Annotated in this window: 14 protein-coding genes and 1 tRNA gene; 6 read left to right on the plus strand and 9 right to left on the minus strand. The window is 61.2% G+C overall.

Translation table 11 applies throughout. The features are described 5' to 3' along the window. The 3 genes from VD811_04660 to VD811_04670 form a co-directional block, all read right to left on the minus strand. Nucleotides 1–199, minus strand: a 199-nt coding sequence (locus VD811_04660; GenBank protein HXV20272.1) for an adenylosuccinate lyase, incomplete at its 3' end; no start/stop codon positions are given. Nucleotides 200–310: 111 nt separating this feature from the next. Next, a complete protein-coding gene (locus VD811_04665; GenBank protein ID HXV20273.1) occupies nt 311–1093 on the minus strand; it encodes an MBL fold metallo-hydrolase in 783 nt (260 codons plus the stop codon). 53 nt (nt 1094–1146) lie between these two features. Beyond that, complete coding sequence (locus VD811_04670; GenBank protein ID HXV20274.1) at nt 1147–3228, minus strand: ATP-binding protein; 2082 nt, start codon at nt 3226–3228, stop codon at nt 1147–1149. Nucleotides 3229–3578: 350 nt separating this feature from the next. Between VD811_04670 and gap the strand changes: the two genes are divergently transcribed. The 5 genes from gap (at nt 3579) to VD811_04695 (ending at nt 7400) form a co-directional block, all read left to right on the plus strand. Further along, nucleotides 3579–4580, plus strand: a complete 1002-nt coding sequence (gene gap / locus VD811_04675) for a type I glyceraldehyde-3-phosphate dehydrogenase (protein HXV20275.1) — start codon at nt 3579–3581, stop codon at nt 4578–4580. A gap of 76 nt (nt 4581–4656) precedes the next feature. After that, the gene (locus tag VD811_04680; GenBank protein HXV20276.1) at nt 4657–5850 is read left to right on the plus strand and encodes a phosphoglycerate kinase; all 1194 of its coding nucleotides are present in this window, start codon (nt 4657–4659) and stop codon (nt 5848–5850) included. Between the two features lie 109 nt (nt 5851–5959). Then, a complete protein-coding gene (gene tpiA, locus VD811_04685) occupies nt 5960–6718 on the plus strand; it encodes a triose-phosphate isomerase (GenBank protein HXV20277.1) in 759 nt (252 codons plus the stop codon). Between the two features lie 85 nt (nt 6719–6803). Continuing rightward, nucleotides 6804–7190, plus strand: coding sequence for a preprotein translocase subunit SecG (gene secG / locus VD811_04690; GenBank protein ID HXV20278.1), 387 nt, complete (start codon nt 6804–6806; stop codon nt 7188–7190). A 123-nt stretch (nt 7191–7313) separates the two neighbouring features. Then, a tRNA-Leu gene (locus VD811_04695) sits at nt 7314–7400 on the plus strand. 109 nt (nt 7401–7509) lie between these two features. On the opposite strand, the gene VD811_04700 is transcribed toward VD811_04695, so the two are convergent. From VD811_04700 to VD811_04710, 3 genes are read right to left on the minus strand one after another with little or no spacing between them, the layout of a single operon-like run. Next, the gene (locus tag VD811_04700; GenBank protein ID HXV20279.1) at nt 7510–7908 is read right to left on the minus strand and encodes a HEPN domain-containing protein; all 399 of its coding nucleotides are present in this window, start codon (nt 7906–7908) and stop codon (nt 7510–7512) included. Continuing rightward, on the minus strand, nt 7905–8990 hold the full coding sequence (mltB, locus tag VD811_04705; GenBank protein ID HXV20280.1) for a lytic murein transglycosylase B: 1086 nt from the start codon (nt 8988–8990) through the stop codon (nt 7905–7907). Before mltB ends, VD811_04700 begins: the two co-directional genes overlap by 4 nt. Next, nucleotides 8974–9216 (minus strand): hypothetical protein, encoded by a 243-nt coding sequence (locus tag VD811_04710; protein ID HXV20281.1) that lies wholly within the window; start codon nt 9214–9216, stop codon nt 8974–8976. Before VD811_04710 ends, mltB begins: the two co-directional genes overlap by 17 nt. A 180-nt stretch (nt 9217–9396) precedes the next feature. Between VD811_04710 and VD811_04715 the strand changes: the two genes are divergently transcribed. Beyond that, nucleotides 9397–9897 carry a Slp family lipoprotein gene (locus VD811_04715; GenBank protein ID HXV20282.1) on the plus strand — a complete coding sequence of 167 codons (501 nt, stop codon included), beginning with the start codon at nt 9397–9399 and terminating at the stop codon, nt 9895–9897. Between the two features lie 172 nt (nt 9898–10069). On the opposite strand, the gene VD811_04720 is transcribed toward VD811_04715, so the two are convergent. The 3 genes from VD811_04720 to VD811_04730 form a co-directional block, all read right to left on the minus strand. Continuing rightward, nucleotides 10070–10453: an HIT family protein gene (locus VD811_04720; protein ID HXV20283.1), complete on the minus strand. Its 384-nt coding sequence runs from the start codon at nt 10451–10453 to the stop codon at nt 10070–10072. Between the two features lie 62 nt (nt 10454–10515). Then, the gene (locus VD811_04725; GenBank protein HXV20284.1) at nt 10516–10905 is read right to left on the minus strand and encodes a hypothetical protein; all 390 of its coding nucleotides are present in this window, start codon (nt 10903–10905) and stop codon (nt 10516–10518) included. 148 nt (nt 10906–11053) lie between these two features. Beyond that, nucleotides 11054–11587: an RT0821/Lpp0805 family surface protein gene (locus VD811_04730; GenBank protein ID HXV20285.1), complete on the minus strand. Its 534-nt coding sequence runs from the start codon at nt 11585–11587 to the stop codon at nt 11054–11056. Between the last annotated feature and the right edge of the window lie 175 nt (nt 11588–11762).

The following is an 11762-nucleotide window of genomic DNA, read 5'->3' on the forward strand; positions in this document are numbered from 1 at the left end:
TGACCTCGGCCTCGATGGCGTCGATCCGGGCAATGTCGAAGTTCCCCTTCGCGCGGATGGTTTGCACCGCCTCTTTCGGGATCACACCGAGCTCGGCCTGTGCCTCGCAGGCCAGGGTTTCTATTTCCAGCCAGATCCGGAACCTGTTTTCCGGTTCCCAGATGCGGGCCATTTCCTTGCGGGTATAGCGTTCGATCATCGGTTCAAGCTCCCTTTTTCAACATCAACTTATATGCTGGTCCCGAGTCCCGGGGCCAAAGTCCAAGGTCAAGGGTCATTGCCTTTAGTTTTGCCAATCACCAATTGCCAATCACGCATTCCCCGTGGCGAAACAGGTACTGGGATGGGCCTGGCAACCCAGGATGAGCTGCGGCTGGCAGAGATTTTGCCGGGCCAGAACTTCCCTGGCACAGGACTCGGCCAATCCCGGCTGGTTGTTGGCCTCGCTCAGATGCGCCAGAAAAACAGCCTCGAGGCCTTCCCAGAGGAGTTCCTGAAGAAGCTGCGCCGAGGCGGTGTTGGAGAGGTGTCCATGATTGGAGCGGATCCTCTGCTTCAGATGCCAGGGATAGGGGCCGTCCCGCAGCATTTCCTCGTCGTGATTGGCCTCGAGGATCAGCACCCGGCACCCCTTGAGGCGCTCCGCCACCAGCCGGGTGGCAATCCCGAGATCGGTGGCGATGCCTATTTTCCCCTCGGCCGACTCGATCGTGTAGCCGACCGGAGCCACGGCGTCATGGGTGATGGGAAAGGGTTCGATCTTCAGGTCGCGCCAGGCGAAAGCCACGGTGTCGTCGAACTCCCGCAGGTCATCCAGCCGCCCCGGGTCGGGCAACGCCCGGCGAGTGTCGACGTGCACGAAGACCGGCAACCGGCAGCTTCTCGCCAGCGGTCCCAGACCCCGGCAGTGGTCACTGTGCTCGTGGGTCACCAGCAGTGCGTCGAGTCCCGCTCCATCCGCGCCGATCAAGGTCAGACGGGACTTCAATTCCCGGGCCGAAAGGCCTGCATCGATCAGCAGGCGGGTATCCCGGCTTTCGACATAAACGGCGTTCCCCTTGCTCCCGCTGGCCAGCAGACAAACCCGCAACACATTCCTCCAGCCCCCCTCGGGCGCAGTCTATATACCGGAATTCCCCTGGCCGTTCAAGGGAAAAGCGGTTCTTCACCCTCGACGACTTCTGCATTCGCGGCGACCGCTGGGTGCAGAGGCAACAGAATATGGAATTCGCTGCCAGGATACCCATTGGGATCGAAACCCGGACTCTCCACCCATATTTCACCGCAGTGCATATCGATGATCCCTTTGACGATAGTGAGTCCAAGGCCGGTCCCCTTCCCCTTGAAGGCGACCTTGCCGGTGAAATGCTCCTCGATGTTTCCCGCCTCGTAAAATTTTTCGAAGACGTGGAGCTGATCTTCTTCGGAAATCCCGATTCCCGTATCGCGAATGACGATTTCCAGGTAAGGGTGCTGGACACTGTCAATCTGTCGCACCTGCGTTGCCGTAACGGGTTCTTCCGCCAACGGTGGCCGCAGGATCTGGGCCAGACGGGTCGAGACACTGACCGTCCCGCCGTCCGGCGTGAATTTGATGGCGTTGCCGACCACGTTGCTGATGACCTGGGTCAGACGGTCGGGATCACACTTCAGGGCCGGCAGTCCCGCCCCCAGGTCGAGCACCAGGGACTGCTTGCGCTGGGAGAAAAAGAACTCGAGCTCCTTGACCGCCTTGCGGATCACCTCGTTGAGGTCCATCCGCCGCCGGCGCAGGCGCAGACGGCGGCTGTCGAGCATGGACACGTCGATCATGTCGCGGACGATGTTGGAGAGCCGTTCGGCCGCGTCGGCAATATATTGCGCCATGGTCAGCACCGTACTGTCCACCCTGGAGGACATCTCGCCGAGAATGAGCTCGGAGTAACCGATGATCACCGTCAGCGGCGTTTTGAGCTCATGCGAGGCCACGCCCAGGAAAGAGTCCTTCATCTGGTTGAGGCGCTCCAGTTCCCGGGTGCTCTTTTCCAGGTTCTCCTTGATCTCCCGTTCGCGGGTGACGTCGCGGATGATGGACTGAACCATGCGCTTGCCGTCCCGGCCGAGCACCGGCGAACCGCGTACCCAACCGATGACGCGCCGATGATCCGTCGGATGCAAAAAATGGATTTCCGCCTCCTGCGATTCCCCCTGCAGGACCCGCAGATGCATGTCGTACTGCCCCTCCAGGTCTTCGATGCCAAGCGACTCCAGGACGGAGAACAGGTTGCGTCCTTCCACCTGCTCCCGGCTGATGCCGAAAAACGACTCGCCGGCCTTGTTGATCAGCACCAGGCGATCTTCCTCGTCACTGACCAGAATGGCGTCGCTGGCGTCCTCGAGCAGTGAACGGTACATTTCACGGCTGCGCCCCAACTCGGCGCTGATCTTCTCCTGGCGCTCATAGGAGTCCTGCAACTCCTTGTTGGTTTCCTCGAGTTCGCGATAACCGAGCTGAAGCTTTTCTTCTCGATCCTGCAACGAATTGGCCATCTCCTGCAGGGCCGCGCCCAGCTCGTTGAAATCCCGGGTCGTCATCGGCGGCACGGCCACCCTGAAATTACCCCCGGCGATCTCGCGGGCAATCGAACTGAGTCGGGAAATCGGCCCGATCAGGTCCCGCCTGGTGAACAGGACAACCAGAGTGAAGACAATCAGAAAGGCAACGCCCAGAATCATGACCGAACGCTGGAAAGCCTTGGTCGTACGCTCGTCGAGAACGGTTTCAGGAAAACCGATGCGGATCCGCCCGGCGAGGCGGCCATCGGCGGTGTGTATCGGTTCGGAAACGTCGTAATAGCGCCCCAGTCCCGGGAAGTTCAGAATGGCGGTCGATCGGTTGACAGTGGAGACGAACTCGATACTGTTGGTCAGATGAAAGGAAGGGTCGCTGGAATAGAGAGGAGTCCCCATCGCGTCTTCGATGAGGGCATAGCTGATTTCGGGATCGGTTCTGACGATCTCCTGGCAGCGGACGTTGATTCCCTCCATGTCGGCGAGGGGAATGCCGAGGCCCAGGACGTTCTCTACAGCCATCCGCAACCCGGACGCCAGGCTCTGGCTGCGCAGGATGATGCCGTCACGATAATCGCGACGGAACCCCTCGATATTCAACCCAGTATTGACCGCAATGGCCAATGTCAGGAGCAGAAAGGCGAATATCAGTATCCGCTTTTCCAGGGTGGCTTTCATCCGTTTGCGAGCCGTTAGCACCAAAGAGGGGGACTCTCTTCACGGGTACGGCAGGGATCTGCCCTGCCGGTTGATTTCTGCCCATTATACTGTAGTCTGTCACGACAGCGACGCGAAGCCATGGCTTTTTCCGATTGACCCGGCCGGCCCCATCCTGACGACAACCGCATTTAGATAGCACATCACCTGCAAAAGGGCAACAGCCCTTTCCCTCTTTTCCTGAAAAAGGGTTGACGCTCCGGAACCGATTCGTTATCATTCCGGACCACGAAACCCTGAGGAATTCAGGGGTGTTCATTCATTCAGTGCGGGTATTTCCCACATTCCCTTCGGGCGGAGGAGATGACTCAATGGCGGCCAAAGTTGCGATCAACGGATTCGGTCGAATCGGACGTAATTTCTTTCGTGCGGCGCGCGGAATTCCTGACATCGAAATCGTGGCCATCAACGACCTGACCGATGCCGCTACCCTTGCCCATCTGCTCAAGTACGATTCGGTGCACGGCATCTTCGCTGCTGAAGTCTGCGCCGACGGCGATTCACTGGTCGTCGACGGCAGAACGATCCAGGTGTTCAAGGAGAGAGATCCTGCCGCTCTGCCCTGGAAGCAGTGCGGCATCGACATCGCCGTCGAATCGACCGGCCACTTCACCAATCGCGAGGACGCCGAAAAACACCGCCTGGCCGGGGCACCCAGGGTCATCCTCAGCGCCCCCGGCAAAAACGCCGACATCACCATCTGCATGGGGGTCAACGAGGCGAACTACGACCCGGCCATCCACCAGGTCGTCTCCAACGCCTCGTGCACGACCAACTGCCTCGCCCCGGTGGCCAAAGTGCTGCTGGAGAAGTTCGGCATCGTCAAGGGACTGATGACCACCGTCCATTCGTACACCAACGACCAGCAGATCCTCGACCTGCCGCACAAGGACCTGCGCCGGGGCCGGGCCGCCTGCCTGTCGATGATCCCCACCACCACCGGGGCGGCCAAAGCTGCCGGCCTGGTGCTGCCGCAGCTCAAGGGCAAGCTCGACGGCATGGCGGTGCGCGTGCCAACGCCCAACGTCTCGCTGATCGACCTGGTCGTCGAAACCGAGAAGCAGACCACCGTCGAGGAGGTCAATGCCGCCCTGAAGGCAGCCGCTGAGGGTTCGCTCAAAGGGATCCTCGAATACTGCGATGCCCCCCTGGTGTCGCGCGACTTCAACGGCAATCCCGCTTCCTCGATCATCGACGCCCTGACTACCAACGTCATCGGCGGCAATATGGTCAAGGTCATCTCCTGGTATGACAACGAATGGGGCTACTCCAACCGACTGCTCGATCTGGTCCGGTACGTGGCCAGGAAATAACAGTTTACATGTCCTGATTGAGGGCAGGATCACAGGGTCCTGCCCTTTGCTTTCAGCCTAGAGGAGAGTGAACGCCATGCATGAGAAAATGACCGTCAAGGATCTGGATCTCCAGGGAAAAAGGGTTTTCTGCCGGGTCGATTTCAATGTTCCCCTCGACGACCAGGGGCGGATTACCGACGACACCCGCATCGCTGCCTCGCTGCCGACCCTGCGCCACATCATCGACCAGGGCGGCCGGCTGATTCTCGCCTCGCACCTCGGCCGCCCCAAGGCGGCGCCCAATCCCAAATACAGTCTGGCGCCGGTGGCACCGCACCTCTCGAAGCTGCTCGGCACACCCGTAACGATGGCCCCGGACTGCATCGGCCCGGAAGTCGAACAACTGGCCTCCGGCCTGCGAAACGGCGACATCCTGCTGCTGGAGAACGTGCGTTTCCATGCCGGGGAGGAGAAGAACGAGCCGGCCTTCTGCCGGCAGCTCGCCTCCCTCGCCGATCTCTACGTGAACGATGCCTTCGGCACCGCGCACCGCGCTCATGCCTCCACGGAAGGAGTGGCCAGACTGCTGTCGCCGGCGGTAGCAGGGTTCCTGATGGAGAAGGAGATCCGCTACCTGGGCGGGGCACTGGCGACGCCGAAACGCCCCTTCGTCGCCGTCCTCGGCGGCGCCAAGGTCAGCGACAAGATCCTGGTCATCGAAAACCTCCTCGCCAAGGTCGACGCGCTGGTCATCGGCGGCGGCATGGCCTATACCTTCCTCAAGGCACAGGGGCACGAAATCGGCAAGTCGCTGGTCGAAGCGGACAAGATCGAACTGGCCGGAGAACTCCTGGCCAAGGCCGCGCAGCGCGGCGTCAGCCTGCTGCTGCCGCAGGATCATGTGATCGCCCGGGAATTCAAGGCCGACGCCGAGCACCGGGTCTGCACCAACGCCAATTTTCCGGCCGACTGGATGGGACTCGATATCGGCCCGCAGACGGCGGAGCTGTTCGCCGGACTCCTCAAGAAGGCCGGCACAGTCGTCTGGAACGGCCCGATGGGGGTCTTCGAATTCCCCGCCTTCGCTCAAGGGACCTTCGCCGTCGCCCGCGCCCTCGCCGACTCCGACGCCCTGTCGATCATCGGCGGCGGCGACTCGGTGGCGGCCGTCAACCAGTCGGGCCTTGACGACCGCATGACCCACATCTCCACCGGCGGCGGCGCCTCTCTCGAATTTCTCGAGGGCAAGGAACTGCCCGGCATCGCGGCATTGACGGACAGGAATTAAACCCAGGCACGGGGCACGAGACAAAAGGCACGAGGAAATGCCCGACCTCGAACCTCGCGCCTCGGGCCTCTAGCCTCGGACCTTTCACCGCTTTCGACAGGAGGTCAACATGCGTCGCCCCTTCATCGCCGGCAACTGGAAGCTGCACAAGACGGTCGTCGAGGCCCTCGAACTGGTCAACACCCTCAAGGTCGAACTGGCCGGTATCGTCGATGCCGACATCGTCGTCGCGCCGGTCTTCACCGCCCTGGCCCCGGTCGCCGAGGCCGTGGCCGGCAGCAACCTCACGGTGGCAGCGCAGAATTGCTACCCGGCGAAAAGCGGCGCCTTCACCGGCGAAGTCTCCCCTCCCCTCATCAAGGACGTCGGCTGCCGGCAGGTGATCGTCGGCCACTCGGAACGTCGCCAGATTTTCGGCGAGACGGACGTCTTCATCAACGCCAAGGTCAAGGCGCTGATAGCCGAGGGGCTGATGGCCATCTTCTGTATCGGCGAGACGCTCGATGAGCGGGAGAGTGGCCGCATGTTCGAAATTCTCCGGCAGCAGGTGACCGAAGGGTTGAAGGACCTCGACGCCGCCGCCATGGCGAGCGTGGTCGTCGCTTACGAACCGGTCTGGGCCATCGGCACCGGCAAGACCGCTTCCGACGAACAGGCACAAGAGGCGCACGCCTTCATCCGCGGCCTGCTACAGGACCAGTTCGGGGAGAAGACGGCAGAGACGACCCGCATCATCTACGGCGGCAGCGTCAAGCCGGACAATGTCGACGGCCTCATGGCCATGCCAGACATCGACGGCACCCTGGTCGGCGGCGCCAGCCTGAAAGCGGCGGATTTCATCCGCATTGCCCGCTTCCGCCGTTCGTGAATGTTTTCTCTTGGCACGAAAAGCACATCTGTGCTAGTGTTTCACGGTTTCAACCCAGCCAAAGATCAAGGAGCCCATTGGTACCATGACGGTTTTTCTCATTATCCTGCATGTCCTTGTCTGTATCGCCCTGATCATCATCGTACTGCTGCAGGCCGGCAAAGGCGCGGAGATCGGTGCCTCCTTCGGCTCCGGCTCCAGCCAGACCGTTTTCGGCGCTACCGGCGGCAAAAACTTCATGAGCCGTCTCACCACCGGCGCGGCGGTCATCTTCATGCTGACCAGCCTCATTCTGGCTTATTTCTACGGCCAGCCGGGCTCCTCGAGCGTGATGCCTGCCACTGTTCCCACCCAGGCCCCGCTGTCGACCGCTCCTGCCCCGATGGCACCGGCTCCTGCCGAGCAGGCGGCTCCCGCTCCAGCCGCGGAAAATGCTCCGGCGCAGGTTCCCGCCGAGGGCGAAAAAAAATAATTTCGTCCGCCATTTGCTGTTGACAGGGAGAGCCCGAATCAGTATAAATACTCTCCGTTCGCCGATATGGCGAGGCCGCTGAAGAGAGCGGCGCGGGGTGTTCGAATCCCGGAAAAACTGCATGCGGTCGTGGTGGAATTGGTAGACACGCTAGCTTGAGGGGCTAGTTCCCGTTAGGGAGTGGGAGTTCGAGTCTCCCCGACCGCACCAACGCAATAAACAAGGGCCGTAATCGTTTCGATTACGGCCCTTCTGCTTTTCCGGATGTCCGGCGGCGAGGAGAATCTCAGCAACTTCCGAGCGCAGAAGGGACAATCCGTCATTCTGGCGAGGCCGACAGACGGTTGCGAAGGTCAGTCAGGATGCGGTCGGCGATACGCACACAGTCGATGCAGACCTTCCAGTCGGCGGCTGCCGCCGGCGGCACACCAAGGGTCGGGTATCTGGAGGGAAGGTCGATGGAATCGAGCAAGGCGCCCTCTTCATCGGTGATTGCGAAGGGGATTGCTTCCGCAGCAACCAGCCGTCCGAGTTCCCGGATGCTGGAGGTTGCCGGCGCCGCCCCGCGCCTTTCCAGCAGAAGGGCTTTCAGCGCTTTTTCCACGGTCTGGAAGGTGTTCTGCAGACAGGCGTTGAGGTAGCCGCGCTCCAGGGCCAGCCGGGCGATTTCGAAATTCTCATCGGCGTAATCCAGCCACAGGCGGGTTTCCTCTCTCACGGATCAACTCGCACCGCTCGCTCTTCGGCGGAAAGCTCTTCGACAGCGGCCGGCGTGGCGGCGTCCGCGCGCTCGATCTCTTCGGCCAACTGCGTCACCGCCATGGCATAGAAGACGCTCGGATTGTAGCTCATGATCGAATAGAAATTGGTCAGCGCTATCCAATACTCCTGGCCCTGGTCGCGCGGCAGCTTGAGCAGACCGGCGCGCAGGTGGCCTGGCGCCTTTCGCATCGGCACGGCGCCAAGTTTCGCCAGTTGCGCCAAGGTGGTGTCGGGCCGCCGCTTGTTGAAACTCACCCGCTCGGCGCGCACCTGGAAGCGGCGCAAGGGCAGCACCACCGGCTCGCCGCGGCGCCAGGCGACCTCGGGCCGGAAGCGTACCAGATAGTTGGCCACCGAGCCGATGGCATCCGGCACGGTCCACAGGTTGACCCGGCCGTCGCCGTCGAAATCCACCCCCAGCCAACGGTAGTTACCGGGCATGAACTGGGCAAAGCTTATTGCCCCGGCATAGGAACCGCGGATTTCTGCCGGGTCGAGCCCCTGGTCGCGGCAGAGCACGAAAAACTGCGCCAGCTCGCCGAAGAAGTAGGCAGCCCGCCGGGGATGGTCGAAGCCCTGAGTGGCCAGGGCATCCAGCGTCCGGTGGCGGCCGGAATGAACACCGTAGCGGGTCTCTACGCCGAGGATGGCGGTAATAACGTGAGGCGACACCCCATACTCGGTTTCGGCGCGCGCCAGCCACTGCGCGTTTTCCCGCAGAAAGCGCACCCCGTTGTCGATCTGGGCGGCAGTGATGTGCAGGGGACGGTAGCGAGTCCACGTCAGGGTGCGTTCGGCCGCGGTCTGTTCGGCCACGACCAGTTGCGGCAGGCGCTGGGCACCGGCCAGTGCAGCGCGCACTCCGTCGAGTTCCGCAGAGGTGAAGCCGTGGCGCTCTTCGAGCTGCCTCAGCAATTCGGCCGCGCGCGGGTGGTTGCTGTAGTCTGCCCAGGCGACAGAGGCGCCCAGCACTGCTCCGATCAGCCACACGAAGATCGGCAGTCGGGCACGCCGCATCCGGCTACTCGACAGCAGCATGCTTTTCACGACAGCAGCTCCTTCCCGGCACTCCCTTCACCTCTTCTTCGATCCGCGCATCCAGCGCCGCCTCGATGTCGGCGATGAGGGCGGCAAACTGGCCGGCGGCCAGGCCTTTCTGACAGGCCGGGCAGGTGAAATACGTCCTCTTGAACCAGCTCAATGTCTCGTAGATCCCTTCGCCGCAATACGGGCAGTCCAGGGATATCTTTTCCTCGGCAAACACTCTTCATTCTCCTTTTTGGCGATGCCTCGCCGGGGTCAACTGTTGACCGCGGCTACCCCCAACACAATAACAGAAGAAGACAGGTCTTGAACAGGGGGTGGTCGTCACGCCGCTTGCTGCCGGGGAAATACATCCTATATAGTTAAATCAGGTACGATCACCAAGAAAGGGAGGTCAGCAATGCGTCTTTTCTGCCTGATTTTCGCCATGCTGCTCGGCACTGCGGCGTGTACCCCGCCCGTCAGCAAACAGTCGCTGAACCTGGTCGACCCCGGGATTACTTTCGTAGAGGTGCGCCGGGACCCTGACCGTCACGTCGGACGCTATCTGCTCCTCGGCGGCGCGATCGCCGCGGTACGCGGCAGCGACAGCGGCGGCAGCGAACTGGAGGTGGTGCAGTTTCCGACCAGCTACCGCGGCCGGATCACTTCCACTGACCACTCCGACGGCCGTTTCATCGCCCGGGACAGCACCTTTCGCGATCCGGCCATTTACTACCCGGGGCGACTGGTCACGCTGGTCGGGAAGGTGGCAGGGCAGATGAGCGGGCGCCTCGGCGAGGTGGATTATCTCTACCCCGTGCTGACCGTGCATGAACTCCATCTGTGGGATCCGACGGAGTATCCCGGTTCGTCACCCGTCCATTTCGGCATCGGTATCGGGATCGGAGTGATTCACTAAGCGGGCGGGTCTCGCTGGATGAAAAAAGTCTTCTTTCATCCGCAGATTTACGCAGATAAAATCTTGATTCCAATACCAGTTCGTTTTTTGCTGTAAGCCTTAATCTGCGTCCATCTGCGCCATCTGCGGATAAAATGGATTTGATTATCGACCTTGGACCAGGGATTTTGAATTAGTATTTTTGCCGCGCCGGGATCACTCCCCGCACGCCGCCGCGCGGGTCGGACATGTCGCCGTTGCGTCTGGGGATGAGGTGAATATGAGCGTGCGAGATCGTCTGGCCGGCGCTCGGGCCGCAGTTGATGCCGACGTTGAACCCGGTGACGCGGGGGTCGCCGGCCAGGGTGCGCTCGCGCAGCAGAAAGAGCAGCGTTTCGGCGTCGCGCCGCTCGGCTTCGTTCATGGCGAAGCAGTCGGCGATATGGCGGCGGGGGATGATCAGCAGGTGACCGGGAGTGACGGGGAATTTGTCGTCGACGGCGAAGACCGTTCCATGGTAGGCGACGGCGCGGGAGAGGGTTTCAGGGGAGCAGAAAGGGCATTCGTTCCTGGCCATGGACCAAGTCTAAACCGTCTTTGACGGCATGCAAGGGAGGATAAAGCCCAAGCTCCCCCGGCTCACGTCCGGACCGGATTCAGGGGTGGCAAGGACCCCCTGGCGATGCCTACCAACAGGTTGGGAGAATCGGAGAACGGCCGATAGGGGGCACCAATATAAAGAACCGCCGCAATGAAGGCCCCGTTGGGGACGTAGATCCCGTATTCCCTTTCGACAAATTCCTTAAGGCCGTAGCTGCTCCATGCGTTGCGCTGAACGGTCTTGTTGAACTGGCGGACACTCAGCCATTTGCAGGAGGCAACAAAGGCGGCAAACCCTTCACTCAGCAGAAGGTCCTTGGAGTCCTCGAGTTCTGGCTGGCTTTTCCTCTGCAGCAGGCCCTGATCGCAAAGGCCGGGAGTCTCCTGCACGATTTTCCGGAAATCCTGAAAGGTCGGAACTTGGGTCATACGCTCCCCACACAAGAAAACCTGATTTCGTGAGTTTATATCACGGCCCCCGGAACCGGCAAAATAAAATTCTGCGCGATGCTAGCCACCCTTCGGTCTCATGGACCTTGGACCCTCGACCTTGAACCTGGGTCATTTACATCCCGCTTCAGTGATGATGCCTGCCGTAATGATGTCCACTGTGGAACAGGAAGCCGAGGTTGAGGGAGAAGTTGAAGGGGTACCAGTAGGGATACCCGTATCCCCAGGGCGCGTAGTAACCGTACGGGTAGTAGCGGTAAGGGTAGTAGCCATAGGGGTAGTAGGGATAATAATAAGACCTCGGGGCTTCGCGCACATAGACGGTAGTGCGCCGCTCGACCGGCGCCGTCGCGGCTCGCTGCGTGGCAACGGTGCGCCACGTGCCGTCCGGTTGCCGACAGGCGGTCCCGTACCCCCGCTCTTCCCTGCCGCCGATGATGATGGTCTGCTGATATTCGCGGCACGGCTGACCCACGGCGCTTTGGTAGGTACGGACCGGGACCACCGTCCCGGAAGCGCCGGTGTCGGGGTTCACCCACGTCGAGGCCTGGTTGGTGCGGTTGTATTCCAGGGCGTTCTGGAGGGCATCCTGGGCAACGGCTGCGGAGTAACCAAACACGGCCCACACCAATACTCCGAGCATGAAGGCTATCCGTTTCATGGCTTCCCTCCCCCGGTTGATTCGTCTCGCCGAAAGTTTCGTCGGTCTCTCTTATACTTATATTATAGCAAAGACGATGGCTTCAAGACCGGAGCCTTTATGGGGGAGGGTAGAAAAGGCGACTCGCAATGCGTGACTGATTAAGACCAATGGATTCTGAACTCTGACCTTGGAC

The organism is Desulfuromonadales bacterium (genome assembly GCA_035620395.1).
Lineage (GTDB): Bacteria > Desulfobacterota > Desulfuromonadia > Desulfuromonadales > DASPGW01 > DASPGW01.

Coding starts and splice junctions, on each gene's coding strand:
- tpiA (HXV20277.1), top strand. CDS start 5,960: ATGCGTCGCCCCTTCATCGCCGGCAACTGGAAGCTGCACAAGACGGTC.
- secG (HXV20278.1), top strand. CDS start 6,804: ATGACGGTTTTTCTCATTATCCTGCATGTCCTTGTCTGTATCGCCCTG.
- VD811_04680 (HXV20276.1), top strand. CDS start 4,657: ATGCATGAGAAAATGACCGTCAAGGATCTGGATCTCCAGGGAAAAAGG.
- mltB (HXV20280.1), bottom strand. CDS start 8,990: ATGCTGCTGTCGAGTAGCCGGATGCGGCGTGCCCGACTGCCGATCTTC.
- VD811_04670 (HXV20274.1), bottom strand. CDS start 3,228: ATGAAAGCCACCCTGGAAAAGCGGATACTGATATTCGCCTTTCTGCTC.
- VD811_04715 (HXV20282.1), top strand. CDS start 9,397: ATGCGTCTTTTCTGCCTGATTTTCGCCATGCTGCTCGGCACTGCGGCG.
- VD811_04725 (HXV20284.1), bottom strand. CDS start 10,905: ATGACCCAAGTTCCGACCTTTCAGGATTTCCGGAAAATCGTGCAGGAG.
- VD811_04720 (HXV20283.1), bottom strand. CDS start 10,453: ATGGCCAGGAACGAATGCCCTTTCTGCTCCCCTGAAACCCTCTCCCGC.
- VD811_04730 (HXV20285.1), bottom strand. CDS start 11,587: ATGAAACGGATAGCCTTCATGCTCGGAGTATTGGTGTGGGCCGTGTTT.
- gap (HXV20275.1), top strand. CDS start 3,579: ATGGCGGCCAAAGTTGCGATCAACGGATTCGGTCGAATCGGACGTAAT.